The following is a 25,646-nucleotide window of genomic DNA, read 5'->3' on the forward strand; positions in this document are numbered from 1 at the left end:
GGCGGGCAGAGCGGGCACTTCGGGCGCGTACTGCGTATCTGCCAAGTGGTTGCGAAAGGAGGGGGGCATTCCGCCATCTTGGCCTAGTTGGTTGCCAACATTGAATAACTTACCCGGAGTTGGTTTGAGCTAATCAACAACTCCCGAACAACTCGCCTAAGATGGAGCAAAGTTGTAGCGTTTGGTCGTGACCCAGGAGAACGTCGCAGTGAACGGCAGCAGAAGGCTCTCGCCCCAGGAGATCGCCGACATCCTGAGGGACCGCATCCGCGGCGGTGAACTGAAGGCGGGCGACCGCCTGCCCACGCAGGCCGAACTCGCCGAGGAGTTCGGAGTGGAACGCGGCACGGTCCGCCAGGCCCTCCGCGCCCTCCAGGAAGACGGCCTGCTCAGCAACGTCAGCAAGGGCAGCCCGCCGCGTATCGCCGAGGTGTCCCCGCCCACCGACGAGCCTCAGCCGACGATGGTGGGCCTGGCCCCGCAGCTGATGGAGGCCTTCACGGCCAAGCACGTACGCATCGACGCGGCCTGCCTCACTGCCGAGACCTTGCTGACCGCCCTGGCCGAACCGGTGCGCCACATCCACGAGGGCACCATCCGCCCGGAATCCATCGACGTACGCATCCTGCTGCCGTCCCGGAAAATCAACCTGGCCTTCCCCGTCCCGGTGGACGGCAGTAGCGACGACGACCAGGTTCACCGCCGCTGGCTGGAGCAGCGCAACGCCCAGGGACACGTCCTGCGCCACAACCTCCAGTCCCTGCGCGCCTCCCACGGCATCGACGTCCATGTGACGTTCCGCGCGCTGCCGTTCACACCGCCGGTGAAGCTGTACCTGCTCAACGGGGTCGAGGCCCTGATCGCCTACTACATGCTGACGCGGCGTGAGGAAGAGTGGGACAGCGGAACCCTCGACATGTACGACGCCCTGGGCTCCAAGTCTCTCCTCTTCTCCTTCGAGAAAGCCGCCGGCGATCGGGACGCGGCCTTCGTCGAGCAATCCCAGAAGTGGTTCGACGCCCTCTGGGAAACCATCACCACTGACCTGACACTCTCCTAGTGACTCCTGATACGAGGCAGCAGACTGAGCTGGTGACAGCAGAGACAGGGAAAGTGACAGAGAAACTGAGGGGACTGATCGCCGGAGCGCGCTTTGTGCTCTTCGACTTCGACGGCCCGATATGCAAGTTGTTCGCGGGACACACGGCGGAGCAGGTGGCCAAGGACCAGGTGCGGTGGCTCGAGGAGAGAGGGCTGCGCGGGCTCCTCACGGAAGAGGAACAGACAGAACCCGATCCGCACGTCGTGCTGCGGATGGTCGATCGTCGGCATCCTGACAGTGATCTGGTTTTCGAGCTGGAAAAACGTCTCACCCTGCAGGAGCTGAGAGCCGTGGAGTCTGCGTACCCCACAGCACACGTGGATCCGCTGATCCGGACCTGGCACGCGCTGGGGGCACGGCTGGCCGTCGCGACCAACAACTCCCCGCTGGCAGCCAACCGTTACCTGGCCACCCGAGGCCTGTCCGAGTGCTTCGCCCCGCACATCTACGGCCGTACACAGGACCTCTCGCTCCTGAAGCCGCATCCCCACTGCCTGAACCGCGCCCTGAGCGCCCTGGGCGCCGAGCCCTCCGAAACGCTCATGATCGGTGACACGGCAACAGACTTCGAGGCGGCCCAGAGCGCCGGAGTCCGTTTCATGGGCTACGCGCGTAACGAGGCCAAGGAGAAGGTGCTGCGGAAGGCCGGAGCCGAGGTGGTGGTGGGGTCGTTCGAGCCTCTCCTGAAGATGCTCCGCGAATCGGGCCCGAGCCGCGACCAGAGGCGGTGAGGCGAACGACTGTGCGTCCAATTGGGTTGGTTTGCTTGATGATTGGCGGAGGTACGGTCGGTGTGTGGCTGAGTGCTGTGTCGGCGATGGGGGTGGCAGGGAGTTCGGGCGTGTGCTGGACGCGCTGCGAAGCAGCCTGACCGACGGCACTTACCAGGTCGGCAACCGGCTGCCGCCGCAGCGAGAGCTCGCCGCTCGCTTCGATGTCTCCCGGGACACCGTGCAGCGGGTCCTGAGGGCACTGACCACCGAAGCTGGATCGAGTCGCGTCAGGGGAGTGGCTCCCGTGTGATCAAGACCCAGCACATCCAGAGCACGACGGGGCGGAGCGCGAAGTCGGGCCGTATGGGGCTGGGCCCGGTGGTCGGCGAGGCATTCGGCGAGCCCGAAGTCACCCTCGATGTATACACGTTGACGTCCCAGTCCTTGGACGCACACATCCGGGTGCAGGCTGAGAGGATCCGTACGAAGGAGATCGCCCCGCGGCGCATAGCCGTGCGCATGCTCCTGCCTGTCGAGAAACTGGAGCTGCCCTATCCGCGCGCCAAGGACGACCCGTCCGATACGCGCCCGCGGGAGCGTCTGCGGTCCATCGCGCGCCGGTCCACGGCTTCGCTGCGGGACGTTCTGGAGACTCTGCGCGTCGAGAACCTCGTGCCGGACGTGAGCCTGGAGATTCGACGCACACCACTGGCGCCGGCCTTCAGGCTCTACCTGCTCAATGGCACCGGGCCGCTGTTCGGGCCCTACGAGGTGACCGAGCGCCCCGTCTCTCTGGAGCAGGACGAGGAGATCGATGCGATCGACGTCGTCGGGGTCGGCGCCAACATCGCGCACTACGTCAAGGACGACGACCCGGACTCCCCGGGAACCTTCTGCGTGAACAGCATGCAGGACTGGTTCGACTCGGTGTGGAGCCTGATTGCCGAGTAAGCGTTCTCAGGCCTGAGCCATCAACAGCACGAACAGTACGGCGGCGACGGTCAGGCACGTCGAGTTACGGGCCCGGATCCCCCAGGTGATCAGCAGCAGACAGACGATGCCCATGGCCCCGTACCGCCATTGGATCAACTGCTCTATGCCTAGGCTCATTACGACCGACAGCAGTTGGAAGAAGACCATGGCCCCACCCCTTTGTCTCGGCCACTTCCAGCGAAGCGATCAACTAGTCGACCAATTGGACTGGTTGACTAAGATTGGTCTTCCCGTCTTGTCTGATCCCTTAACCGGCAGGCTTGTTGGGCTGTTGAGTTGACTGGAAGTGGTTTGTTTGTCGGCTGGGAGAGGTACCGTCGCTGTGTGGGCGGGGACTGGACGGGAGACCGGGGCGGCAGGGAGTTCGAGCGTGTGCTGAACGCGCTGCGGACTCGCCTGACCGACGGCACGTATGAGGTCGGCAACCGGCTGCCGCCGCAGCGAGAACTCGCCCAAGAATTCGATGTCTCACGGGACACCGTGCAGCGGGTCCTGAGGGCGCTGCACGACGAGGGTTGGATCGAATCCCGCCAGGGCAGTGGAACCCGGGTGATCATGACCCAGCGGATACAGACCTCGACGGCGGAAGCCGCGCATCCGGGCCGCGCTGTGACGCTGGGCAGCCTCATCGGCGAGGCGTTTGAGCGGTCCGAGGTCACCCTGGACGTGTACACACTGACGTCCGAGTCCCTCGATGCCCATGTCAGGGTGCAGGCCGAACGAATCCGCGCGAGAGAGATAGCGCCGCAGCGCATCGCCCTGCGCATGCTGCTGCCGTCCGAGGAACTGGAGTTGCCCTATCCACGAGCCAAGGACCCTGCCTACAACGAGCCCATGCGCCAACGCCTGCTCGGCATCACCCGTCTGCACACGGCTTCGCTGCGCAGTGTCCTACGCCAACTCCTGACAGAGGATCTGGTCCCTGCCGTCGACATCGAGATCCGGCATGCGCCGCTGACCCCCACGTTCAAGCTCTACTTGTTCAATCGGGTCGAGGTACTCCACGGTCCGTACGAGGTGATCGAGCGCCCCATCATTCTGGACAGCGGCGAGGAGATCGAGGCGCTCGACGTGCTCGGCTTCGGAGCTACTCTCACGCACTACGTCAAGGACAGCGACCCGAATTCACAGGGCTCGGTCTCTGTTGACAGCATGCAGTCCTGGTTCAACTCCGTCTGGAATCTGCTCGCGGAGTGAGCGTAATCCGGCCGAATCTCTCAAGCATGCCCATCCCAGAGGGCTCGTATACCTCATTGAGACCAACACTTAACGGACTCCGGTCGTGAGGGATCTCCGCCGACGCTAGTGTGTGCTCACCTTCGAACGTCAGCCAGGAGCGGCCAGTGCTCACCTTGCCTGATCCCAGCCGCTTCTCCTGGGAGCAAAAGTTCGCCGATCAGGCCTATGACAAGTTCGTGGACCTGGCGAAAGAGCACGGGGCGATGAGCGGTGGCTATCACAACCGCAACTATGTGCTGCCTCTGACCGAGGAGATGGCCCGCCATGTGCGGCGTGATGCCGGCACATCCGTGACGGTGCGAATCCGCAAGCCCGAGGCACTGCCGGTCGTGATCAGGACCTGGCAGCACGAGTCGGAGATTCTGAACGCCATCAGGGGCGTCCTGCGTCACGTACCGGAGTGCCTTGCCGAGCGCGGAGGCTCCGCCGTCCACAGCTATGTGGAGGGCGTCCCCCTCTCCAACGTCTGCCCGAACGGCAAGCCAGTCGACAGACTGCTGATCAAGGCGCTGGCCGAGCTGCTGGCACAGATGTCACAGGTGCGCAGAGAGGCGTTGCCGCCGCTGCCCGATTCCTGGCCGCGTAACGACAAGGACAGCCAGGGGTTCCTGCGTACGCTGGCGCGCTTGGCGGACCGGCAGGTCCGTCAGGCCAATTGGCCTGCTTTCGGCGGACTGTTCACGGCTCTGGGCATCCCCGGGGACGCCCTGACCCGTCTGGCCGACCGGGTGCCCGCCATGGCGCGCCGCCCGTACAGCCTGCTGCACGCGGATCTCCACCGGGACAACGTGATCGTGACCTACAGCGGTGTCCCGCCCCTGATCTGCGTCGACTGGGAACTCGCGTCCTACGGTGACCCTCTGCACGATCTCGCCACGCACCTCGTCCGCATGCGGTATCCCGAGTTCCAGTGGGACGAGGCCATCGACGCGTGGGCGGAGGCGGTACAGGCAACGCGCCCTCTCGCCGTCAACGGCCTCGCCAAGGACCTGCGCCACTACATCGACTTCGAGCGGGCCCAGTCCGTCTATCCCGATGTGATGCGTGCGGCGAAGTCCCTTGAGGAATCGTTCGACCAGAAGAGCCTGGACGAGGCGACGGCATCGGTGCGCAGTGCTCTGGAGGCCGCCGCGAAACCTCTCCGGCTCGCCAGTGTGGCGAGCGAGACGGAGATCGAGAGGGTTCTCTTCCGGTGGCAGGCGTCCCGGCGTGATCGGCTCTCGGGTGTCCGGTCGGTCAACGTCATCAGCTGGGATCCGGATCCGAGGGTGCCGGAGCATCCCGATTTTCCGAAGTCCGCGGTATTCGACGCGTTGATCGCGGAGGGGGCAGCCCCCGCGACCCGGGTGTTCAAGGGCACCGCACACCTCAACTCGGTGGTGCGGGTTCCGGGTGTCGACTTTCCAGTCGTCGTACGCCGCAAGGTGGCATCGGTCAGCCGCCGTGAGCCCAGCTTTCTCAGCGAGCACGCCGTGCTCCGGGCCATCGAACGGTCGCAGGTCGCGGTGACGGCACCTCGGGTGCTCGCCCTGGGCACGAGCTATCAGAACGACCCGTTCGCCATTCACACCTACGTCGGTCCACCAGACGGTGATAAACCCCCCAGTCATCCGGTGCACGGACTGCTGCCTCATGAGGCGGACGGGCTGGTGGACCAACTCTGCGCGCTGACCAGCGTCGATTACCTTCCTCTGGACCCGATTGGTGAGATCGCGGACGCGTCGGAGTTCTACGGCTGGCTGAGCGAGCAACTGGTGGCGCTCGTCCGGGAACTGCCCAAGGAATCGAAGCTGATGGCACGCAACCTCGGCCTGCCCGATGCCTCCCGGCTCAGGCAGATCCTGTCTCGGCACCGCGTGACACCGCGCCGGCCGGCCCTGCTGCACGGTGATCTGAACCCCTGGAACCTCGTGCGCCGCGATGACGCGCTCGCCCTCACCATCATCGACTGGGAGATGGCGATGGTCGGCGACCCGTTGTACGACCTGGTCCGCCACATGCATCTCACCCCGACCCAGCCCGATATCCGCGAGCGCATGTTCCGCCGCTGGGAGCGCGGGCTTTCCAGCACGTACACGGAGGACTGGCGGCAGGACTGGCGCGTCTACCGGTGGATCGAGAGCGTCCGCTCCGCCTATGTGGATCTCGACCGCCTGGTCACAGGTGCCAGCCTCGACGCACCGAACGTCCGCAGGGCAGTGGACTCGTACGCTGTGACCCTCGCGGTGGCCAAGGGGTCACTCGGACTGCCTACTCGCGCTACCGCGAACCCCTATCTTGCCCGCGCGTTGCCGTACGGAGACCATGGCGGCATCAGTCGGGCCGGGTTCACTGTAGGCGCATGACACGTCGCCGGACGGCCCGAGGCGAGGGGCCGCAACCGGCCGCCCAGCCGCTCCGCTCGCATGCGGCCCTCTGGTGCGTACGCTCGTCCGCATGAGCAACACGGGACTGCGCGAGCGCAAGAAGCGGCGGATGTACCAGGACGTCTCCGAGGTCGCGATCGGGCTGTTCCTGGAGCGGGGGTTCGATGCCGTCTCCGTTGCCGAGATCGCCGCCGCCGCCGAGATCTCCAAGCCGACCCTCTTCCGGTACTTCCCGGCCAAGGAGGACCTGGTCCTGCACCGGTTCGCCGGTCATGAGCAGGAGGCCGCGCGGGTCGTTGACGAGCGGAGCGAGGGGCAGTCGCCGCTCGATGCGCTGCGGCTGCACTTCCTCGATGGGCTGGAGCGGTGTGATCCCGTCACCGGGCTCAATGACGCGGAGCCCGTGCTTGCCTTTCACCGGCTGCTCTATGGGACGCCCTCGCTCGTTGCCCGGCTGTACGGGTTTCTGGAGCGGTCCGAGGAGGCGCTCGCCCGTGCCCTCGGCGGGGACCTGGAGGCCCGGCTCGCCGCCGGGCAGATTGTCGCCGTGCGGCGGATCCTCGCGATGGAGAACGTACGGCGGATGGCGGCGGGGGAGCGCGTGGCGGAGGTCCGGGCGGATGCCGTCGCCGCGGCGGGGCTGGCCTTTCGGCAGTTGGAGGCGGGGCTGAAGCGGTACGCATGAGGCGCATTGGGGTCGTGGCTTGCCGGCACCACCACTGAGACTCGATAAGAAATTTAACCGAGTAACGTTTTTGTCGTTATCCTTGCTGGAATGACGTCCCCTGAGCCCTCCCTCCAGCAGGCCCTCACCCAAGAACGCGCCCATCACGAAACCTGCCGAGCCGCCCTCGCGGCGATGATCGACGACGCCCAGGAGCACGTCGTCACCGGCGAGGACGTCTCCGCCTCCGGGGCGGACGCCGAAGTGCTCGGGTATCAACTGCGCAGCAAGGCAAAGCAGTTGCGCGAGTTGCCCGAAGGGCCCTTGTTCTTCGGGCGGTTGGACTTCGACGGCGGTGAACACGCCGGGCAGAGCTACCACGTCGGGCGGCTGAGGATCAGCGAACACCCCGCCGCCCCGCCCCTCGTCGTCGACTGGCGCGCCCCCGTCTCGCGCGCCTTCTACCAGGCGACCGCCCGCGACCCGCAGGGCGTCCGCGTGCGCCGGCGGTTCGGCTGGGCACCGGGCAGCCTGGGCGAGTCCGCCGGCCTCACCGGTCTGGAGGACGAGCAATTCGGGGCGGGGCCCGGTGCGGGGGAGTCGCGGCAGCAGAGCCGTATCCTCGCGGGCGAGATCGAGCGCCCCCGCGTCGGCCCCATGCGCGACATCGCCGCGACCATCCAGCCCGAACAGGACGATCTCGTACGCGGCGACCTGGCGATCTCCGTCTGTGTGCAGGGCGCCCCGGGCACCGGCAAGACCGCGGTCGGACTGCACCGCGCCGCATACCTCCTCTATACGCACCCGCAGCGCATCCAGCGCTCCGGCCTGCTGATTCTCGGACCCAACCGCACCTTCCTCTCGTACATCTCCCAGGTGCTGCCCGCGCTCGGCGAGACGGGCGTACGGCAGTCGACCCTCGCGGACGAGATCGCCCGCCATCCCGTGACGGCCACGGACACGGAAGCGGCGGCCGTCCTGAAGCACGACGTGCGGATGGCCGAAGTGCTGCGCCGGGCGCTGCATGCCCGGGTGCGGGCCGGGGGTCCGGGCGACCTCGCGGTGCCGGACGGTTCGTACCGATGGCGGGTATCCGGTGGGGAGTTGGCGCGGATCGTGGCGGGCGTACGGGACGAGGAGCCGCCGTACGCCGTCGGGCGTGAGCGTGTGAGGACGCGGGTCGTGCGGCACATTCAGCGGCAGGCCGAGCGGCGGGCGGGGCCGGTGACGAACGCATGGGTGCGGAAGATCGAGCGGGCGCGGGCCGTCAGCGCGTACGTCGACGGCGCCTGGCCCGCGGTGCGGCCGGAGGAGGTCGTCGCGGAGCTGCTCGCCGATCCGGACGCGCTGGCTGCGGCGGCTGACGGGGTGCTGGACGCGGACGAGCAGAAGGCGATTCTGTGGGCCCGGCCGCCTCGGTCGTACAAGTCGGCGCGGTGGTCGGCGGCCGATCTCGTGCTGCTCGACGAGGTGGCGGGACTGGTCGAACACCCGGAGGGTTACGGGCACTTGGTGATCGACGAGGCGCAGGATCTGTCGCCGATGGAGTGCCGGGCGATCGGGCGGCGGGCGGCCTTCGGCTCGCTGACGGTACTCGGTGACCTCGCGCAGGGGACGACGCCGTGGGCCGCGCGCGACTGGGCCGGGCTGCTCGGGCAGTTGGGGAAACCGGAGGCGGCGGTGGTGCCGTTGACGACCGGGTTCCGGGTGCCGGGGGCGGTGGTCGAGCTGACGAACCGGCTGCTGGCGCGGCTGGATGTGCGGGTGCCCGCGGCTCGATCACTGCGGAGCGACGGCGAGGTGAGGATTCGGCAGGCCGCGGACGTCGTCGGGGAGACCGTCGCGGCCGTGCGGGACGCGCTCGCCCGCGATGGGTCCGTCGGGGTCATCACGGCCGACTCCGACGTCGTACGGGTGCGGAAGGCGCTCGGGGCCGCGGGGATCGAGTCGGCGGGGCCCGACGAACTGGGCGCGCGGGTCGCGGTGTTGGGGGCCGGGGTCGCCAAGGGGCTCGAGTACGACCATGTCGTCGCCGTGGAGCCGGCGGCGATCGCGGAGGGGGACGCACAGGCAGAGGCCGAGGCGGAGGGAGCCACGGGGGCGAGTGCGCGAGGGCTGCGTCGGTTGTATGTCGTGCTGACCCGGGCCGTGTCCCGGCTCGATGTGGTGCACGGTCGGGCGCTGCCGTTCGACTGAGGCCGCCCGAAGCCTTGCGAACCAGCCCCACGACCCGGTGGACGGTCCTGAGTTGCCGGTCCGCGTGCCCGGTGCCACCGTGAACGGGGGGCAATGCCGACGGCCCGCAATGGACAACCTTGCAGGTCAACGGCAGTACGCGTCGATATACGACTGAACCGCGCCCCGCGATCCGTGGCGTCCGACAGCCCGTGCCTCGGCGTGCGTCCACGAAACAGGGGGAGCGCACAGAAAGCGGGAAAGCCACATGGTGAACGGACCCATGGACAGGCGCGCCTTCGACGGGCAGCCCAATCGACCCAACGCATCCGCCACCGGCCAGGATGCGGAGTACACCGGTCGGTACGTGGTCCTGCTCGACCCGAGCAACCAGGAAAGCGGACTGAACGCACTGCGTTCATCCGCCGACATCGCGTCCGTCGAACGTGTCCGCGGTGCCGAGGCGGGGAACGTCTCCGAACTGCTGGAGCGCCCCGACGTCTCGGTGCACTTCGAGGAACTCGCCGCCGCCGTCGTCGAGGTGCGGCCCGACCAGCGCCACGCGCTGGTGACCGCGGCCGAGGCCGATCCGACGATCCTCGCGGCGGAGCCGGAACGCATGGTGTACGCCATGCCGATCACCGCCCCGACGCAGGCGCCGACAGAGTTCTACCCGGCCTACCGCAGTGACGAGGAGATCGTCGACCGCCACACCAGGGCCGAAATCGCCGCCGCCCAGGGCCCGGCCTCGGACGAACAGAGCTTCACCTGGGGCCTGCAGGCAATCCGGGCCAACCTGTCCCATCTGACCGGACGCGGTGTGAAGATCGCCGTCCTCGACACCGGCGTGGACATCACCCACCCGGACCTGGTCGGGTGCATCGAGGACACCATGTCCTTCGTGGTCGGCGAGGCGGTCGAGGACGGCAACGGCCACGGCACCCACTGCATCGGCACCGTCGCCGGCCCGGCCAAACCCCAGCAGGGACCCCGGTACGGTGTTGCCTGCGACGCCCGGGTCCTCGCCGGAAAGGTCCTCAACAACAGGGGAAGCGGCGCGGACGGCCAGATCCTGGCGGGCATGGCCTGGGCCGTCGCCCGCGGCGCGCGGGTGATCTCCATGTCGCTCGGCGCGCGGGTCCGACCGGGGGAGCTCTTCCCGCAGACGTACGAGATCCTGGCCAAGCGCGCGCTCGAGCGCGGGACCGTGATCGTCGCCGCGGCCGGCAACGACAGCGAGCGGCCCCCGGTCATTCACCCTGTCAGCCGGCCCGCCAACTGTCCCTCGATCCTCGCGGTGGCCGCCCTCGACAGGGCACTCACTCCGTCGTTCTTCTCCAACGGCGGCATCAACGGCCAGGGCGGCGAGATCAACATCGCCGCGCCCGGCAGAGACGTGCGCTCGGCCGCCCCTGGCGGCAGGTACCAGAACCTGAACGGCACGAGCATGGCCACACCGCACGTCGCGGGTGTCCTCGCCCTGCTCGCCGAGGCGAACCCCAACGGGTCCGCGGCCGATCTCGTGGCCCGTCTGAAGGCAGGCGCGTTCCCGCTGGCGCAGCCCGTCAGGGACGTCGGCTCGGGCCTGCTCCAGGCCCCGTGAGCGAGCCGTCCCGGTCCGCGCCGGTCGGGGTCATCCTCGCGGTCGACCCCGACCGGTTCGCCGAGGTGGTCGAGGCTCTGCGGCAGGCCGGGCTGACGGTCACCGGAGAGCAGCCGGTCCTCGGCACGCTCTCCGGGACCGTCGCGGAGGACCGGATCCCGGCCCTGGAGGCGGTCGACGGCGTCGACGCCGTCGACCGGGACCGCACGGTCCAATTGCCGCCGCCGGACTCCTCGATCCAGTGAGTTGATTTCGCCCCCGCCGCCCCTACCCGTCCCATCCTCGGGGTGTTGCCCCGGACCCCCACCAGGGGCTCCGCCCCCGGAGCCCGCTGGGGGCTGCGCCCCCAGACCCCCATCGGCCTGAACGGCCTCGTCCTCAAACGCCGGACGGGCTGAAATCAGCTCGTCCGGCGGAAAATCAGCTCGTCCGGCGTTTGAAGACCGGGGGTTCGAGGGCCGGCCCCCGAAACGGGGTCCGGGGCGGAGCCCCGTGCGGCATGCGGAAAGTGCGGCGGTAGGCGGCCGGAGTGGTGCCGAGCGCGCGATGGAAGTGCTGGCGGAGTCCGTCGCCGCTGCCCAGTCCGCTGCGTTGGCCGGAACGAGCTGTGCAGCCGGCCGACACGACGGGTGTGACTCGTCACGCCGGCTGTGGCGAGCGGACCTCAACTCCTGACGGCCTCCGCGATCTCGTGGGCGGCCTGGGCGGGCGTGAGGTGGGTGGTGTCGACGACCTCGGCCTCGCCGTGCAGCCACGTGCGGGCCGCTTCGGCGTAGGGCTCGAGGTACTTGAGACGGAACGGGGAGTTGGGGCCAAGAACGGTGTCGCCCGCGATGCGCCCGCGGAGGGTGTCCTGGTCGGCGTGGAGGACGAAGTGCCGTACGTCAATGGCATGTTGGGCGAGGCCCGTGCTGATCTCGCGCCAGTACTGCTCGACCAGGACGGTCATGGGAATCACCAGCGTCCCGCCGGCGTAGTCGAGTACGTGGCGGGCGGTCTCGACGACGAGCGGCCGCCACGGCGGCCAGTGCTGGAAGTTGTCCGTCCTGGGCAGCCCCGGCGTGATGTCCATGAGTGTCTCGCCGACCTTCTCGGCGTCGAACACCCGGGAATCCGGGATCAGCTGCTGCACGAGTGCACTGGTGGTCGTCTTGCCCGCGCCATGGGTGCCGTTGAGCCATACGATCATGTGACCTCACGCTAGCGCCGCGCGGACCGCGGGATCGGGCACAGCAGAAATCCGGCACGGCTTCGGCGTCTCTCGGCTCGCCGACGCGACACTTGGCGTGACGAGCCACAGCGACCCGGCACAGTGGCGTAGCGCACTATTGCAAGCAGGCGCTTGCAATAGTTAGCACGGCTGGGGCAAAGTGGGGGCATGGCAACGCTCAACGTCGGCAATCTTGGTGAGTATCTGCGGGAACAGCGGCGCAATGCGCAGTTGAGCCTGCGGCAGCTTGCCGAGGCCGCCGGGGTGTCCAATCCGTATCTGAGCCAGATCGAGCGCGGGCTGCGCAAGCCGAGCGCGGAGGTGTTGCAGCAGGTCGCCAAGGCCCTGCGGATCTCCGCCGAGACGCTGTACGTGCGGGCCGGGATCCTCGACGCCGAGCGGGACCGGGACGAGGTGGAGACGCGAGCCGTCATCATCGCCGACCCGACGCTCAGCGAGCGGCAGAAACAGGTGCTGCTCCAGATCTACGAGTCGTTCCGCAAGGAGAACGGCTTCGAGATCAAGGATGTCGAGGAAATCCAGGGCATTCAGGATGATCTGGACCCTCAGGGCGTAACGGATGGTCGGGTCACCGCCGTTGACAGGGCCCGCACGGCCGACGGCAGCGGGGCCGAGCAGACCAACACGTAGACCCTCAGACCCGTAGACCCTCACCTAAAACCCTCACTCACACAGCTTTCCGGAGGACCATAGCCATGACCATCACCCACGACCTGCGCAAGACTTTCAGCGACCCGACCCCGCTCTACTTCGCCGCCGGCACCGCCGACCTGGCCCTCCAGCAGGCCAAGAAGGTGCCCAGCATCGTGGAGCAGATCCGCACCGAGGCCCCGTCCCGTATCGAGGCCGTCCGGCACATCGACCCGAACGCCGTCCAGGAGAAGGCCACCACCCGCGCCAAGGAGGCGCAGGAGACCCTTCAGGGCAAGGTCACGGAGTTCATCAGCACGCTCGACACCGACCTGAAGAAGATCGGTGAGACCGCTCAGGACTTCGCCCTGCGCAGCGTCGGCGTGGCGGCCGAGTATGCCGTGAAGGCGCGCGAGACCTACGAGAAGGTCGCCGAGCACGGCGAGCAGACCGTGAAGACCTGGCGCGGCGAGGCCGCCGAGGAGATCGAGGAGCTGGCGGTCGCCGTCGAGCCGAAGCCGGAGCCGGTTGCGGTTTCCGACGTGAGGGACGAGAAGCCCGCCGAGGCCAAGTCCGAGCCCGCCGCGGCGAAGAAGCCGGCTCCGGCCAAGAAGGCCCCGGCCGCCCGCAAGGCCCCGGCCAAGAAGACCACGCCGCCCACTAAGTAAGCAGGCGTGGAGGGCGTAAACAGAGATTCACCAGAGCAAGAACCGTCGGGGACTCCGGGCACTATCGGAGTCCCCGACCCGTTCTCCGGGTACGGTGACGGCGTAGAGACGACTCGACTCGGGTGGTGGGCACAGTGTTGATGACGGCATTCGGCGGCTTCATGTCGCTGCTCTTCCTCGGCATGCTGGTGCTCGCCGTGGTGGCGCTGGTGATGGCGGCGATGGCCCGCGATGACGCGTACCGCGCCGCGGACAAGCAGAACAAGATGTTCTGGATGATCATCCTCGGCGTCACGGTCGCCGTGAACCTGCTGGTGCCGATCCTGTTCCTGCAGATCGCCGGGCTCATCGCCACGATCGTCTTCTTTGTGGACGTACGCCCCGAGCTCAAGCGGGTCACGGGCGGCGGCGGCCGTCGCGGTGGCAGCAGCAGTGACGGTCCGTACGGGCCCTATAACGGCGGACGCTGACCGCACGCGTCCGGGGTTTATTGCAGGCGCTCCAGCAGCAGTACCGCCACGTCGTCCGTCAGCTCTCCGCCGTTGAGGTCCCGGACCTCGTTCACGGCCGCTCTCAGGAGTTCCTCGCCGCTCAGGCCCTGTGCCAGCTGGCGGCGGACCATGTCGACCATCCCCTCCTGGCCCAGCCGCTCCTTTCCCGCGCCGATCCGGCCCTCTATCAGGCCGTCCGTGTAGAGCATCAGGCTCCACGCACCGCCCAGCTCCACCTGTCGGCGCGGCCAGCGCGCGTTCGGCAGCAGGCCGAGGGCCGGGCCGCCGCTCTCGTACGGGAGGAGTTCGGCGACGCGGCCGACGCGGGCGATCAGCGGGGTGGGGTGTCCGGCCAGGCACAGGCCGGCGCGGCGGCCGTCCGGTGCGATGTCCACCGTGCAGAGCGTCGCGAAGATCTCGTCGCTGTAGCGCTCGTGCTCCAGGACCTGCTGGAGCGTGCCGAGCAGTTCGTCGCCGCACAGGCCGGCCAGCGTGAGGGCGCGCCAGGCGATGCGCAGCTCCACGCCGAGCGCCGCCTCGTCGGGGCCGTGCCCGCAGACGTCACCGATCATGGCGTGCACGGTGCCGTCCGGGGTGCGCACGGTGTCGTAGAAGTCACCGCCGAGCAGTGCGCGCGAGCGGCCGGGCCGGTAGCGCGCGGCGAAGCGCAGTGAGGAGCCCTCCAGGAGGGGCGTGGGCAGCAGGCCGCGGTGCAGGCGGCGGTTCTCCTGGGCGCGTACCCGGCCTTCGGCGAGCCGCCGCTCGGCGGTGTCCGACCGTTTTCGCTCCACCGCGTACCGGATCGCGCGGCTGAGCAGCCGGCCGTCCAGCTCATCGCGGAAGAGGTAGTCCTGGGCGCCGACACGCACCGCTTCCGCGCCGCGCTCGGCGTCTCCGGACGCGGTGAGCGCGAGGACGGCGTGCCGGGGCGCGAGCCGCAGTACGTGCTTGAGCGTGGCCAGCTCGTCGTCGCCCTCGGCGGCCCGGCCGGGCGCCGGCAGCGCGAGGTCGAGCAGTATGCAGTGGACGTCGTCGGTGAGCAGCCGCTCGGCCTCGGTGAGGTTGCGGGCGGTGCGGACCCGGATCGGCTTGCCTGCCGAGTCGAGCAGCTCGGGCACGCTCAGCGAACCGGCCGGATCGTCCTCGATCACGAGCAGCATCAGCGAGGTGCTGCCGGCCGAGTCGCCGGCACCTCGCATGGCCGAGGGTGGCGCCTGGCCGGCCGGGGCGCCCGGTGTGGACGCGGTTTCGGCCGTGGCGCCGACTCTGGAGGCGGCGCGAGCCTGACCACCTTCCACGGCCGGGATCGCTCTCTGCCGCGGTACGGGTACGGGCATCGTCTTGGTTCCTTCCCTCCCCCCGAGGGCACGGTGGGACAAGGGGTCTCGCCCACCGACGGGGACCATAGCGTCCGCCGCCATCACAACGGAATGGCCAAAAACACCCGGTGCGCAAAACGGCCCCCGTCATATGCCGCATCCCCTCACGGAATTGGACATCGATTGGCTCTCCCGGTAATGACGAACGTCACGTTGGCGGGGTTGATCGGGGCCGCTGAACGTGCTGCACGTCACGTGGTGTGCGTCACGTGTCAGGGGTTACGGGAGTGTGGCTCACGGGATATGAGTCACGGGAGTGTTGGTGCGGCAAGGGCGTCGTCCGCATCCTCACTTCCGTCATATCCCCTCATGTCCCCTCACGCGGCCGGACGTACGACCCCCAGGATCGGCATCGAGCCCGCGCCCGCGATCGTCACTGTCCGCCCCGGCCGGGGGGCGTGGATGATCGCGCCGTCGCCTATGTACATGGCGACATGGCTGGCGTCGGGGTTGTAGATGATGAGGTCGCCCGGCCGCATGTCCTTGATGTCGACGCGGTCGAGCTGCTTCCACTGCTCCTGCGAGGTACGCGGGATGGCCTGGCCGGCCGACGCCCACGCCTGCGAGGTCAGCCCGGAGCAGTCGTACGTCGTCGGGCCTTCTGCGCCCCATTCATACGGTTTGTCCAGCTGCTCCGTCGCGTACTCCACGGCCTTCTTGCCCGCCGCCGTCGCCTCGCCCTTGACCTCCTCCAGTACGCCGGAATCCAGCCAGGTCGTCTGCGCCTTGGCCGCGGCCTCCCGCTCCAGCTCGGCCAGCTTCTCCTTCTCTTCCTTCTCCAGTTCTGACTCGAGTTTCTCGGCGGCGGCGATCTGCTTCGTGACCTTCTTCTTGGCCTCGGCCTTGGCCTTGCGGTTGGCCTCCAGCTTCTTCCACTGGGCGGAGGCGTCCTTCGCGTACTGCTTCAAGTCCTTCTGCGTACGGGCCATTTCGGCGAGCATGCCCTTGGTCGCCTGCTCGCCCTGGCGTGCCCGGCCGGCGCCGTCCAGATAGTCCTGCGGGTCGTCACTGAGCATCAGCTGCGCCTCGGGCGGCAGTCCGCCGCTGCGGTACTGGGCGCGGGCCGCCGCACCCGCCCGGTCCTTCAGCCTGTCCAGCTTCTCCTGCCCCTCGACGATCGCGCGGGCCAGCTCCACGATCTGGGCGGACTGCTTCTCCGTCTTCTCCTCCGCCGCGTTGTACGCGTCCGTGGCGACCGCCGCGTCGTGGTAGAGCTTGTCCAGCTTCTTGCGGATCGCCTCAAGGTCCTTGGTGCTCGCGGGCGTTGAGGACGGCGTCGGTGTTGGTGTCGGGCTCGGTGTCGGATTCGCGTACGCCACCCCGGGCGCGGCCAGGATGGCCGCCGCGCAGGCCAGGGCCATGGTCACCGTGGTCAGGCTCCGCTTGCCCGCTCCCATACTCCGCTCCCCAAACTGATTTACCGTCAGTAACTTACGGATGCCTCGGGGGATGGTGCCATGGCGTCCCGCAATCCGACAGAGGCAGACGCGAACTCCCCCAACTCCCTTCGGGTCACCGCCCACTCGGCAACTCCCCTCGGTTCACTGCCCGCTCGACGATGATCTCCCCGCCCATGTGACGAACGACTCACGGAGATCGTTCCATTGCCGCATTGCCGCATTGCCGCATTGCCGCATCGCCGCATTGCCGCATCGCCGCACGCCGATCACGGGCGCGGGCGCGGGCGCGGAATCGCGGGATCGCGGGATCGCGCGCCGGGATGGCAGCCGGGGCTACCCGCGTGGCGCCAACGCCCCCCACCGAACAGTTACTTCGCCTTGCCGCCAGCGCGTCGCGCCGTCCGTGACCGGCCAGTCGGCCGTCAGGTCGCGTACGGCGCGTATCCAGCGCTGCCGGACGCCGTACGAGGCGTAGGGCGCCGCGGCCGCCCAGGCGCGGTCGAAGTCGCGCAGGAAGGCGTGCACCGGTTCGCCGGGGACGTTGCGGTGGATGAGCGCCTTGGGGAGGCGTTCGGCCAGGTCGGAGGGGCGGTCCAGGGAGCCGAGGCGGGTGGCGAACGTGACGGTGCGCGGGCCCTCGGCGCCGAGCGCGACCCAGACGTGCCGTCGGCCGATCTCGTCGCAGGTGCCCTCGACGAGGAGTCCCCCGCGCGAGTTGGCGCACGCCGGTGCGAGGCGGGCGCACAGCCGCGCCCAGACCTCGGCCACCTCCGCCTCCTCGTACTGGCGCAGCACGTTCGCCGCGCGGATCAGCGAGGGCCGCTCCGGGAGCGGGATCTCGAAGCCGCCGTGCCGGAAGGCGAGCCCCTCGCGCTCGTACGGCCGTGCCGCCGCGACCCGGGCCGGATCGATCTCGACCCCGACCACGCGCGCGCGTGGAGCAACGGTGCGCAGCCGCTGGAGGAGCTCCACCGGGGTCCAGGGTGCGGCTCCGTAACCGAGGTCGACCGCCACCGCGTCGCCGGCCCGGCGCAGTTCGGCGCCGTGCACCGCGGCGATCCAGCGGTCCATGCGCCGAAGCCGGTTGGGGTTGGTGGTTCCGCGCGTCACGGTTCCCAAGGGGCGGGGCGCTGCGCGGGATGTCATGCGTACGAGGGTATGGGGCGGCTCTGACAGTGAGCCCGGAGTGTGTCGGCCACCACGTCTACGCACGGCAGCCTCGAACGGTTGAGCGAGATTCGGCAATGATTCGGTAAAGAGGAAATGGAGCAGGGTGCTCCGGTGTTCCGGCTTTGGAGGGCACTCCAGGTCCTCCGGTCAGGCATGCCCGCAGCAAGGAGGAACGCCACGTGAGCCAGTACGTGAGCAGGCTCGGGCGCCGCTCCCCGGCGGCACCCTCGAGGCTCAGGCTGCACCGCAGGCCACGCCGCGTCGCGATGCTCTCCGTGCACACCTCGCCACTGCACCAGCCCGGCACGGGCGACGCCGGCGGCATGAACGTCTACATCGTGGAGCTGGCCCAGCGCCTCGCCGCGATCAACATCGAGGTCGAGATCTTCACGCGGGCGACCACCGGAGGCCTGCCGCCCGCGGTGGAACTCGCGCCCGGCGTCCTCGTACGCCACGTCGACGCCGGCCCATACGAAGGCCTCGCCAAAGAGGATCTGCCTGCCCAGCTGTGCGCCTTCACGCATGGCGTGATGCAGGCCTGGGCCGGTCACCGTCCCGGCCACTACGACCTGGTGCACTCGCACTACTGGCTCTCCGGCCATGTCGGCTGGCTGGCCGCCGAACGCTGGGGCGCCCCCCTGGTGCACGCCATGCACACCATGGCGAAGGTCAAGAACGCCGCCTTGGCCGAGGGCGACACCCCCGAGCCGGCCGCCCGCGTCATCGGCGAGACCCAGATCGTCCGCGCCGCCGATCGCCTCATCGCCAACACATCCGAAGAGGCCGACGAGCTCATACGCCACTACGACGCCGACCCCGGCAAGGTCGCAGTCGTCCACCCCGGCGTGAACCTCGACCGTTTCCGCCCCGCCGACGGCCGCGCCGCCGCCCGCGCCCGCCTGGGCCTCCCGCAGGACGCTCTGATCCCCCTCTTCGCGGGCCGCATCCAGCCCCTGAAGGCCCCCGACGTACTGCTGCGTGCGGTGGCCGTCCTCCTTCAGGAGCGCCCGGAACTCCGCTCGAAAATCGTCGTCCCTGTAGTGGGCGGTCCGAGTGGCAGCGGCCTCGCCAAGCCGGAGGGCCTGCAGAAACTCGCCGCCCGCCTGGGCATAGCCGACGTCGTATGGTTCCGCCCACCCGTCGGCCAGGACAAGCTCGCGGACTGGTTCCGGGCCGCGTCCGTCCTGGTGATGCCCTCCTACAGTGAGTCGTTCGGGCTCGTCGCCATAGAGGCGCAGGCGACCGGCACTCCGGTGCTCGCGGCCGCGGTGGGCGGACTCCCCGTCGCCGTACGCAACAAGGAGACGGGCTTTCTGGTCCCCGGCCACGATCCCGTCGACTACGCGCGCGTGCTGCGCGATTTCGCCGACAACCCCGCGCTCCCGGGGCGAATGGGCGAGGCCGCCGCCTGGCACGCCAAGTCCTTCGGCTGGAACACCGCGGCCTCGGCCACGGCGGACGTCTACACGGCGGCGGTCCACGACCACCGCCGTCGCGTACGCTCCCACCATGGCTGACGTACAGCAGGCCGCACAGGTCGTCGAGGGCGTCCTCAAGGACGCCGAGCTGGAGTGGGAGAGCCCCGAACCCGGCAATTACGTGGTGAAGCTCCCCGGCACCCGCAAGCTGTCCACGACGGTCTCACTGATCGTCGGCAGACACTCCCTCTCCCTCAACGCCTTCGTCATCCGGCACCCGGACGAGAACGAGTCCGGCGTCCACCGCTGGCTCCTGGAGCGCAACCTCAAGCTCTATGGCGTCGGCTACGCCGTCGACCCGCTCGGCGACGTCTACGTGACTGGCAAACTCCCCCTGTCCGCCGTCACACCCGAGGAGATCGACCGACTGCTCGGCTCGGTCCTGGAGGCCGCCGACGGCAGCTTCAACACCCTCCTCGAGCTCGGTTTCGCGTCCGCGATCCGCAAGGAGTACGCCTGGCGGGTGTCGCGCGGCGAATCGACGCGCAACCTGGACGCGTTCGCGCATCTCACCAAACCGCGCGGCGACTGACGCATGGTCCACATCAGGCAGTACGGGAGCCGACACGGGCGTACCGGCCCGGAGTCACCCCCACCAACCGCTTGAAATGCCGCGTCAGATGGGACTGGTCGTAGAAGCCGGTCGCCGTCGCCACCTCGCTCGGAGGGTCACCGCCGAGGAGCAGGCGGCGGGCGCGGTCGACCCGGCGGGACATCAGGTACTGGTGCGGGGCGATACCGAAGGCCGCGCTGAACGCCCGTACCAGATGGGCCGGATGGGCATGCACGAGCCGCGCGGCCTCGTCCAGGGCGATGCCCGGAACGAGGCGGGCGTCGAGGAGTTCGCGCAGGGTGTGCGCGACGCCGTGGTCAGGCGGCGGCCGTTCCCCGGGCAGCCGGGGCCGCAGATGCCCGCGCAGCCGCTCGCCGATGAGCGCGAGCCGGCTCGCGGCCTCGAACTCGTCACCGGGATGCCTCAGGGCCGAGTGGAGCTGTCCGACTCGGGTGCGCAGCACGGGATCCGCCAGGTCCGGGCCGTCCACCGCCGGGCCGATGAAGCTCTCGTCGAGCTGGGTCGCGTCCAGGTAGATGACGCGCTTGCGGAAGCCGTGCGGGGTCGCGGGAGAGCCGTTGTGCGGCACATGCGGCGGGAGCAGGGTGACCGTGTCGTGCGGGGTGCCGTGCTCGTGGCGGTCGAGGTCGTAGCGAACGGCGCCGTCGTCGACGATCAGCAGGGTCCACGCGTCGTGTACGTGCATGGGGTACGCGTACTCGGTGAAGTGGGCGTGGAAGACCTCCACGACACCCGGGACATGCGGGCGCCAGGCGGACACTTCCTGCCGGGACACCATGCAAGAAACGTACAAGACGGTGGCGTACGGCAGCCGTGAGTCTCGTTCTATGAACAACGAACCGACCCGCCCCCACTCTCGGCTTCGCTCGAGCGGGGGGACCCCCACCGAGACAAAGATCGCCGTACTCCTGCGGGACGACCTGGAGTCCTGGCAGCGTCTGAATGTGACCGCCTTCCTGGTCAGCGGCCTGGGGACAGAGCTGCCCGAGGTGATTGGGGAGCCGTATGAGGACGCCGACGGAACCCCGTACCTGCCGATGATCCGCCAGCCCGTGATGATCTTCGAAGCGTCCAAGGAGACGCTGACCGCAGCCCACAGTCGCGCCCTCACCCGCGCCCTGCCCCGCTCGGTCTTCACATCCGACCTGTTCACCACCGGCAATGACCGGGACAACCGCGCGGCCGTACGGGCCGTCGCCGCAGGGGAGTTGGACCTGGTGGGCCTCGCGGTGTACGGGCCGCGCAACGGCGTGGACAAGGTGGTGAAGGGGGCGCGGATGCATCCCTGAGGTCCTGGCCCCGGTCCCGTTGCCGGCCCTCAGCGGTCGAACCACTTCCCTCCCTCGCCGGTGAACCCGGACGCGATCGCGATGGCGAAGGCAACGCCGGCGGCGAAGGAGGGGGCGCCGCCCGAGGCGACCAGCCCGATCAGGCCGCTGAGCACCGCGAACGCCTGGATGACGAGCACGGTGTTACGCACCCAGCCGTACCGCTTCCGCGCCAGCACGGCGCAGGTGACCAGGATGAGCGCCAGGATGATGGAGGCGTATGCCAGCGGCCGCATCAGACCGTCGACGTCCTGGCCGTGGTCGAGCCGGTCGTTCACCTCGACCAGGATGAAGAACCCGCCGAGGCCATTGAGGACAGCCTGAATCCACACCACCACCACGGCGATCTTGACCTTGAGCGGCATACGCGCCGGAGCTTCAGTGACCATGGGCCCTCACCCATCCCGTCTTCCCGTAAGCGCCGACGACCCGGCGCAACCCGTCTTCCAGCAGCCCCTGAACTATGGGGGTTTGGGGCGGGGAGGGGTCCCGGGCGCGGGGGCGTCCAGGGCTGCGTCCAGAGCTCAGCAGGGGGCGGGAGAGTGGCCCGATGGTGAGCGAGCTGCCGCCATTCGCGGGGCGTGGCGCCGTACGTCTGGTGGAAGCGGCTAGAGAAATAGGACGGTCGGTCCATTACGAAGGCCGACAGCACTTCCGAGAGGGCCCCGAAGCCCTCGCCGACAAGCTGGAGTCGCCGCTCCGCCGAACATGGCAAGGCCTTCACCTGGCTGCCCCACGGCACCGGGCACCTGACCGTGTCTGACCCGCGGGGTGCCCCTGCCGGTGTACGGGAGCCCCATGGTCGTACGCCCTGAGTGCTTCACGCCGCCCTGACCCCTGGCTTCGCGGGCGACGCGGCGGACCCCGTCGCAGGCTCCTCCTCCGGCAACCGGCGTATCAGCACCCAGTACCCGAGACCCGCCACCGTTCCCACTACCGCACACGTCCCCCACAGCCACTACGTTCCGAACCCGTCGATGATTCCGCCCGCCATCAGCGGCGCGACGAGGCTGGCCACCGGCCAGGCCGACGCGTAGACGCCCTGGTAGCGGCCCCGGCCGTGCAGCGGGGAGAGGCGGACGACGAGGCCGATCTGGGTGGGTGCGATGACGATCTCGGCGAGGGACCAGACGCATACCGTGAGCGCGATGGCTCCGACGGACCCGGCGAAGGCGGTGAGACCGAAGCCGTAACCAACGCTACTGGTCGCGCCGACCAGGAAGGCGACGGCGGCGATCGCGACCGGGTGATGCATGAAGCCGAGCAGCGCGACGCTCGCGGCCGTCGACGACTGGGCGACGAGAAGGGTGGGCCGCCGCCCGAGCCGGTCGGTCATCACCCCCGCGCCGATGGAGGAGACGACCCCGCCGAGTCCGTGAAGTGCGACGACGAGACCGGCGTACGAGGCGGAGTAGCCGCGGTCGAGCGTGAGATACAGGGCCATGAAGGTGGCGACGGAGGCCCCGAGCCGGTTGACGAGCGTGCTGAGCCACAGCCACCAGAACGCGCGGGGTAATCCGGAGACGGATTCGCGGACGGCGCGTTTCATGGCGGCGCGTGACATCGGAATCCCCCGGATGTAAGCGGCTTAGGCTACTTCTGTGCCTTACAAGTGCGCCGCTCCGCCCGGCCACCCAATTAGCGAACGCCGTCGACTGTCCGGCTGCCGGGCAGCCACACGACGGCTTGAGGGCGTCTATTACGCTCGGGGCATGGCCGACGCACCGTACAAGCTGATCCTCCTCCGCCACGGCGAGAGCGAATGGAACGCGAAGAACCTGTTCACCGGCTGGGTGGACGTCAACCTCAACGAGAAGGGCGAGAAGGAGGCAGTCCGCGGCGGTGAGCTGCTCAAGGACGCCGGCCTGCTGCCCGACGTCGTACACACCTCCCTCCAGAAGCGCGCCATCCGCACCGCGCAGCTCGCGCTGGAGGCCGCCGACCGCCTGTGGATCCCGGTCCACCGCACCTGGCGCCTGAACGAGCGCCACTACGGTGCGCTCCAGGGCAAGGACAAGGCACAGACGCTCGCCGAGTTCGGCGAGGAGCAGTTCATGCTGTGGCGCCGCTCGTACGACACGCCCCCGCCGCCGCTGGACCGCGACGCCGAGTACTCGCAGTTCGAGGACCCGCGGTACGCGACCCTCCCGCCGGAGCTGCGCCCGCAGACGGAGTGCCTCAAGGACGTCGTCGTCCGCATGCTCCCGTACTGGTTCGACGGCATCGTCCCCGACCTCCTCACCGGCCGCACGGTCCTGGTGGCGGCCCACGGCAACTCGCTGCGCGCCCTCGTCAAGCACCTCGACGGCGTCTCGGACGCGGACATCGCGGGCCTGAACATCCCGACGGGCATCCCGCTCTCGTACGAACTCGACGCCGACTTCAAGCCGGTGAACTCCGGCGGCACGTACCTCGACCCGGAGGCCGCGGCGGCGGCGATCGAGGCGGTCAAGAACCAGGGCAAGAAGAAGTAAGAAGAGCTGAACGAGCCCCCTACCCGCGGTTTCTCCGCTGGTAGGGGGCTTCTTGGTGGGCCCGGGCCGTCTCTGGGGTGCCAGGTGTGACGGCGCAGGGGGCGGACGCGGATGTCGAGGACGATCAGGAGCGCTACGGGGCGCTGCCGAAGACCGTCATGTCACCGCCGGTGGCGGCCAGGAACTCGGCGCCGAGGATGACGCCGAGGCCGGGCACTAATTGGCAGCCGAGTCGTCGTGGGGCACAGGGCGGCCAATCAGTGCGAGCCATCAGTGGCAGAGCCTTTTGAACCACACCCGGTGCCCCTGGGTGGATGAACCACGTTCCGTGGGTGTCAAGGAACCGTGGATCAGGCGGGTCAGCGCTGCAGGGTGAGCAGGGCCGGCCGGTACGGCAGTTTCAGGTAGTCAGTGCCCGCCGGTGTGTTGGTGGAGTAGCCCTGGTAGAGGAACTGCAGGTTGCAGGGATCGATGGTCATGGTCTGGTCGGGGTTGTTGCGGACCAGGTCACCGTGGCTGATGCCGTTGGTCCAGGTGGCACCGCTGTTGGCCTTGCCCGCGAAGGGGTTGCTTTCGGTGGCGGCCTGCGGGGTCCACGAACCGTTCAGGCTGGAGGCCGTGAACGAGCGGAAGAAGCGGTCCTCATTGACACCCCGAGCCTCAACGATCATGAGGTACTGGTTCTGGCCCTGGACCTTGTAGACCTCCGGCGCCTCGAACAGGTTCTTCGCCGTGTCGCTCATGATCGTCGTGTACGACGAGCCGAAGCTGCTGGGGAAGTTCCCGAGCGGCATGGTCGACCTGTAGATCTTGCCGTTGTCATCGGCGAAGAACAGGTACATGTTCTGGTCGTCGGCGATCACGGTCGGGTCGATCAGGGAGCCTCCCGAGTTTTCGGGGAGGCTGCCGGTGAACAGCGCCTGCGGGGCGGACCAGCCGTTGGGGTTGGTGGGGTCGCTGGACGTGCGGTAGGCGAAGGGCCAGTTGGTTCCCCACCCATTTGAGACCAGCACCCAGATGTTCTTGGTCGAGAGGTGGAACAGTTTGGGCGCCACCGCGAGCTGGTTCATGCCGGTCTGGGTGGCCGACGCCATGTCCGACCAGTTCGTGAAGGGACTGAACCCCATCGAGCCCCACGACGATCCGTTGGAGGTGGTCCCGTAGACCAGGTGCCTGCCGTTGTACGTCACGGTGGTGAAGTCCTTCAGCGAGGTCCACCCGTTCGCCGGCTGCGCCAGCGGACCCGTCGAGGTCCACCGGTACGTCGACGGAAGAGCACACGCGTTGCCCGTCCCGGACAGGCCGGTCCACTTCTGGTTGTTGCCGCCGTGGCACGACCAGATCTGCACCGCCGTGCCGTTGGCCGTACCTCCGCCCGAGACGTCCAGGCACAGCCCGGACTGGACGCCGACGATCGTGCCGTCGGAGTTCACCCGCCACTGCTGGTTCGCACCGCCGTTACAGGTGTAGATCTGCACCCGGGTCCCGGACGTGGTGGCGTGGCCCGGGACATCCAGGCACTTGTTGCCGTACACGGTCAGTTGGTTGCTGTCCGTCAACGTCCACTGCTGGTTGGTTCCGCCGTGGCAGTCCCAGATATGCACGTTCGTGCCGTCGGTCTGGCTGAAGCCCGCCACATCGAGACACCGGCCGGAAGCAACACTGCGCAAGTCGCCGCTGGTGGCCGCCTGAGCCGGGCTGGCGACGAGCAGCGCCCCCAACGCGGCCAGGGCCGCAACCACGGCGGCGAGCACCGCAGACGGATGTCTGCGGCTGAAACTACGTCTGTGCATAAGGACCTCGTCATCCTTGAGCAAGCGGCTCCGGCTTGCCCCGGCAGAGGCTGTTCGGATGCCGGTGTGATGCGGCCCCAGGTGTTCGATATGCCGAACAAGGGTCGAAGTGTCGAGCAACATGGATGATAAAGTTCCGGTGATCAGCGTCAATACTTCTCGCATAATTCGCGAG

General features: G+C 68.6%; 25 protein-coding genes and 1 pseudogene. 17 read left to right on the forward strand and 9 right to left on the reverse strand.

All coding sequences use genetic code 11. The annotated features are described in order from the left end of the window. The first annotated feature begins 181 nt into the window (after positions 1-181). From ABD357_RS17250 to ABD357_RS17265, 4 genes are all read left to right on the forward strand, one after another. Positions 182-1,060 carry a winged helix-turn-helix domain-containing protein gene (locus ABD357_RS17250; protein WP_344391060.1) on the forward strand — a complete coding sequence of 293 codons (879 nt, stop codon included), beginning with the start codon at positions 182-184 and terminating at the stop codon, positions 1,058-1,060. Positions 1,061-1,113: 53 nt separating this feature from the next. Further along, positions 1,114-1,833 (forward strand): HAD family hydrolase, encoded by a 720-nt coding sequence (locus ABD357_RS17255; protein ID WP_344391061.1) that lies wholly within the window; start codon positions 1,114-1,116, stop codon positions 1,831-1,833. Positions 1,834-1,897: 64 nt separating this feature from the next. Continuing rightward, the gene (locus ABD357_RS17260; RefSeq protein WP_344391062.1) at positions 1,898-2,125 is read left to right on the forward strand and encodes a GntR family transcriptional regulator; all 228 of its coding nucleotides are present in this window, start codon (positions 1,898-1,900) and stop codon (positions 2,123-2,125) included. Further along, positions 2,122-2,766 (forward strand): GntR family transcriptional regulator, encoded by a 645-nt coding sequence (locus ABD357_RS17265; protein WP_344391063.1) that lies wholly within the window; start codon positions 2,122-2,124, stop codon positions 2,764-2,766. The genes ABD357_RS17260 and ABD357_RS17265 overlap by 4 nt, the downstream gene beginning before the upstream one ends. Positions 2,767-2,772: 6 nt before the next feature. On the opposite strand, the gene ABD357_RS17270 is transcribed toward ABD357_RS17265, so the two are convergent. After that, the gene (locus tag ABD357_RS17270; RefSeq protein WP_344391064.1) at positions 2,773-2,955 is read right to left on the reverse strand and encodes a hypothetical protein; all 183 of its coding nucleotides are present in this window, start codon (positions 2,953-2,955) and stop codon (positions 2,773-2,775) included. A gap of 177 nt (positions 2,956-3,132) precedes the next feature. On the opposite strand from ABD357_RS17270, the gene ABD357_RS17275 reads away from it, so the two are divergent. The 6 genes from ABD357_RS17275 (at position 3,133) to ABD357_RS17300 (ending at position 11,100) form a co-directional block, all read left to right on the forward strand. After that, complete coding sequence (locus ABD357_RS17275; protein WP_344391066.1) at positions 3,133-4,005, forward strand: winged helix-turn-helix domain-containing protein; 873 nt, start codon at positions 3,133-3,135, stop codon at positions 4,003-4,005. Positions 4,006-4,250: 245 nt separating this feature from the next. Then, complete coding sequence (locus ABD357_RS17280; RefSeq protein WP_344391174.1) at positions 4,251-6,392, forward strand: phosphotransferase; 2,142 nt, start codon at positions 4,251-4,253, stop codon at positions 6,390-6,392. Between the two features lie 91 nt (positions 6,393-6,483). Beyond that, positions 6,484-7,098, forward strand: coding sequence for a TetR family transcriptional regulator (locus tag ABD357_RS17285; RefSeq protein ID WP_344391068.1), 615 nt, complete (start codon positions 6,484-6,486; stop codon positions 7,096-7,098). Positions 7,099-7,188: 90 nt separating this feature from the next. Next, entirely contained in the window at positions 7,189-9,273 is a 2,085-nt protein-coding gene (locus ABD357_RS17290) for a HelD family protein (protein WP_344391070.1), read from the forward strand. Between the two features lie 247 nt (positions 9,274-9,520). Continuing rightward, on the forward strand, positions 9,521-10,855 hold the full coding sequence (locus ABD357_RS17295; RefSeq protein WP_344391071.1) for a S8 family peptidase: 1,335 nt from the start codon (positions 9,521-9,523) through the stop codon (positions 10,853-10,855). Further along, the gene (locus ABD357_RS17300) at positions 10,852-11,100 is read left to right on the forward strand and encodes a hypothetical protein (RefSeq protein WP_344391072.1); all 249 of its coding nucleotides are present in this window, start codon (positions 10,852-10,854) and stop codon (positions 11,098-11,100) included. The genes ABD357_RS17295 and ABD357_RS17300 overlap by 4 nt, the downstream gene beginning before the upstream one ends. Before the next feature lie 419 nt (positions 11,101-11,519). Here the strand turns inward: ABD357_RS17300 and ABD357_RS17305 are convergent, their stop codons facing one another. Next, entirely contained in the window at positions 11,520-12,044 is a 525-nt protein-coding gene (locus tag ABD357_RS17305; protein ID WP_344391073.1) for a P-loop nucleotide/nucleoside kinase family protein, read from the reverse strand. Between the two features lie 189 nt (positions 12,045-12,233). Between ABD357_RS17305 and ABD357_RS17310 the strand changes: the two genes are divergently transcribed. The 3 genes from ABD357_RS17310 (at position 12,234) to ABD357_RS17320 (ending at position 13,854) form a co-directional block, all read left to right on the forward strand. Continuing rightward, positions 12,234-12,716, forward strand: coding sequence for a helix-turn-helix domain-containing protein (locus ABD357_RS17310; RefSeq protein ID WP_344391075.1), 483 nt, complete (start codon positions 12,234-12,236; stop codon positions 12,714-12,716). A gap of 65 nt (positions 12,717-12,781) precedes the next feature. After that, complete coding sequence (locus ABD357_RS17315) at positions 12,782-13,384, forward strand: hypothetical protein (RefSeq protein ID WP_344391076.1); 603 nt, start codon at positions 12,782-12,784, stop codon at positions 13,382-13,384. A gap of 140 nt (positions 13,385-13,524) precedes the next feature. Further along, complete coding sequence (locus ABD357_RS17320; protein WP_425584896.1) at positions 13,525-13,854, forward strand: DUF2516 family protein; 330 nt, start codon at positions 13,525-13,527, stop codon at positions 13,852-13,854. A gap of 17 nt (positions 13,855-13,871) precedes the next feature. Here the strand turns inward: ABD357_RS17320 and ABD357_RS17325 are convergent, their stop codons facing one another. The 3 genes from ABD357_RS17325 to ABD357_RS17335 all read right to left on the reverse strand — a co-directional run bounded on the left by ABD357_RS17325 (position 13,872) and on the right by ABD357_RS17335 (position 17,800). Further along, the gene (locus ABD357_RS17325; RefSeq protein WP_344391078.1) at positions 13,872-15,212 is read right to left on the reverse strand and encodes a PP2C family protein-serine/threonine phosphatase; all 1,341 of its coding nucleotides are present in this window, start codon (positions 15,210-15,212) and stop codon (positions 13,872-13,874) included. A 359-nt stretch (positions 15,213-15,571) separates the two neighbouring features. After that, entirely contained in the window at positions 15,572-16,651 is a 1,080-nt protein-coding gene (locus ABD357_RS17330) for a C40 family peptidase (RefSeq protein ID WP_344391080.1), read from the reverse strand. 336 nt (positions 16,652-16,987) lie between these two features. Then, positions 16,988-17,800 carry a class I SAM-dependent methyltransferase gene (locus tag ABD357_RS17335; protein ID WP_344391081.1) on the reverse strand — a complete coding sequence of 271 codons (813 nt, stop codon included), beginning with the start codon at positions 17,798-17,800 and terminating at the stop codon, positions 16,988-16,990. Between the two features lie 203 nt (positions 17,801-18,003). Between ABD357_RS17335 and mshA the strand changes: the two genes are divergently transcribed. Both mshA and ABD357_RS17345 read left to right on the forward strand, forming a co-directional pair. After that, entirely contained in the window at positions 18,004-19,341 is a 1,338-nt protein-coding gene (mshA, locus tag ABD357_RS17340; RefSeq protein ID WP_344391082.1) for a D-inositol-3-phosphate glycosyltransferase, read from the forward strand. Further along, entirely contained in the window at positions 19,334-19,834 is a 501-nt protein-coding gene (locus ABD357_RS17345) for a type III secretion system chaperone family protein (protein ID WP_344391086.1), read from the forward strand. The genes mshA and ABD357_RS17345 overlap by 8 nt, the downstream gene beginning before the upstream one ends. A 13-nt stretch (positions 19,835-19,847) precedes the next feature. On the opposite strand, the gene ABD357_RS17350 is transcribed toward ABD357_RS17345, so the two are convergent. Continuing rightward, positions 19,848-20,654 (reverse strand): helix-turn-helix transcriptional regulator, encoded by an 807-nt coding sequence (locus tag ABD357_RS17350; protein WP_344391087.1) that lies wholly within the window; start codon positions 20,652-20,654, stop codon positions 19,848-19,850. Between the two features lie 49 nt (positions 20,655-20,703). On the opposite strand from ABD357_RS17350, the gene ABD357_RS17355 reads away from it, so the two are divergent. After that, on the forward strand, positions 20,704-21,165 hold the full coding sequence (locus tag ABD357_RS17355) for a DUF2000 family protein (protein ID WP_344391089.1): 462 nt from the start codon (positions 20,704-20,706) through the stop codon (positions 21,163-21,165). Positions 21,166-21,194: 29 nt separating this feature from the next. On the opposite strand, the gene ABD357_RS17360 is transcribed toward ABD357_RS17355, so the two are convergent. Together ABD357_RS17360 and ABD357_RS17365 are read right to left on the reverse strand one after the other, a co-directional pair. After that, entirely contained in the window at positions 21,195-21,593 is a 399-nt protein-coding gene (locus tag ABD357_RS17360) for a hypothetical protein (protein WP_344391090.1), read from the reverse strand. 431 nt (positions 21,594-22,024) lie between these two features. After that, positions 22,025-22,768, reverse strand: a pseudogene (locus tag ABD357_RS17365) (MFS transporter). Between the two features lie 148 nt (positions 22,769-22,916). Between ABD357_RS17365 and ABD357_RS17370 the strand changes: the two are divergent. After that, the gene (locus tag ABD357_RS17370; RefSeq protein ID WP_344391092.1) at positions 22,917-23,678 is read left to right on the forward strand and encodes a phosphoglyceromutase; all 762 of its coding nucleotides are present in this window, start codon (positions 22,917-22,919) and stop codon (positions 23,676-23,678) included. A gap of 359 nt (positions 23,679-24,037) precedes the next feature. On the opposite strand, the gene ABD357_RS17375 is transcribed toward ABD357_RS17370, so the two are convergent. Beyond that, positions 24,038-25,471, reverse strand: a complete 1,434-nt coding sequence (locus tag ABD357_RS17375) for a non-reducing end alpha-L-arabinofuranosidase family hydrolase (protein ID WP_344391093.1) — start codon at positions 25,469-25,471, stop codon at positions 24,038-24,040. Between the last annotated feature and the right edge of the window lie 175 nt (positions 25,472-25,646).

The organism is Streptomyces vastus (assembly GCF_039532825.1).
GTDB classification, from domain to species: domain Bacteria; phylum Actinomycetota; class Actinomycetes; order Streptomycetales; family Streptomycetaceae; genus Streptomyces; species Streptomyces vastus.

Coding starts and splice junctions, on each gene's coding strand:
- ABD357_RS17355 (WP_344391089.1), top strand. CDS start 20,704: ATGAACAACGAACCGACCCGCCCCCACTCTCGGCTTCGCTCGAGCGGG.
- ABD357_RS17315 (WP_344391076.1), top strand. CDS start 12,782: ATGACCATCACCCACGACCTGCGCAAGACTTTCAGCGACCCGACCCCG.
- ABD357_RS17305 (WP_344391073.1), bottom strand. CDS start 12,044: ATGATCGTATGGCTCAACGGCACCCATGGCGCGGGCAAGACGACCACC.
- ABD357_RS17360 (WP_344391090.1), bottom strand. CDS start 21,593: ATGGTCACTGAAGCTCCGGCGCGTATGCCGCTCAAGGTCAAGATCGCC.
- ABD357_RS17335 (WP_344391081.1), bottom strand. CDS start 17,800: ATGACATCCCGCGCAGCGCCCCGCCCCTTGGGAACCGTGACGCGCGGA.
- ABD357_RS17290 (WP_344391070.1), top strand. CDS start 7,189: ATGACGTCCCCTGAGCCCTCCCTCCAGCAGGCCCTCACCCAAGAACGC.
- ABD357_RS17270 (WP_344391064.1), bottom strand. CDS start 2,955: ATGGTCTTCTTCCAACTGCTGTCGGTCGTAATGAGCCTAGGCATAGAG.
- ABD357_RS17375 (WP_344391093.1), bottom strand. CDS start 25,471: ATGCACAGACGTAGTTTCAGCCGCAGACATCCGTCTGCGGTGCTCGCC.
- ABD357_RS17330 (WP_344391080.1), bottom strand. CDS start 16,651: ATGGGAGCGGGCAAGCGGAGCCTGACCACGGTGACCATGGCCCTGGCC.
- ABD357_RS17345 (WP_344391086.1), top strand. CDS start 19,334: ATGGCTGACGTACAGCAGGCCGCACAGGTCGTCGAGGGCGTCCTCAAG.
- ABD357_RS17370 (WP_344391092.1), top strand. CDS start 22,917: ATGGCCGACGCACCGTACAAGCTGATCCTCCTCCGCCACGGCGAGAGC.
- ABD357_RS17280 (WP_344391174.1), top strand. CDS start 4,251: ATGAGCGGTGGCTATCACAACCGCAACTATGTGCTGCCTCTGACCGAG.
- ABD357_RS17295 (WP_344391071.1), top strand. CDS start 9,521: ATGGTGAACGGACCCATGGACAGGCGCGCCTTCGACGGGCAGCCCAAT.
- ABD357_RS17310 (WP_344391075.1), top strand. CDS start 12,234: ATGGCAACGCTCAACGTCGGCAATCTTGGTGAGTATCTGCGGGAACAG.
- ABD357_RS17325 (WP_344391078.1), bottom strand. CDS start 15,212: ATGCCCGTACCCGTACCGCGGCAGAGAGCGATCCCGGCCGTGGAAGGT.
- ABD357_RS17285 (WP_344391068.1), top strand. CDS start 6,484: ATGAGCAACACGGGACTGCGCGAGCGCAAGAAGCGGCGGATGTACCAG.
- ABD357_RS17350 (WP_344391087.1), bottom strand. CDS start 20,654: ATGGTGTCCCGGCAGGAAGTGTCCGCCTGGCGCCCGCATGTCCCGGGT.
- ABD357_RS17320 (WP_425584896.1), top strand. CDS start 13,525: ATGACGGCATTCGGCGGCTTCATGTCGCTGCTCTTCCTCGGCATGCTG.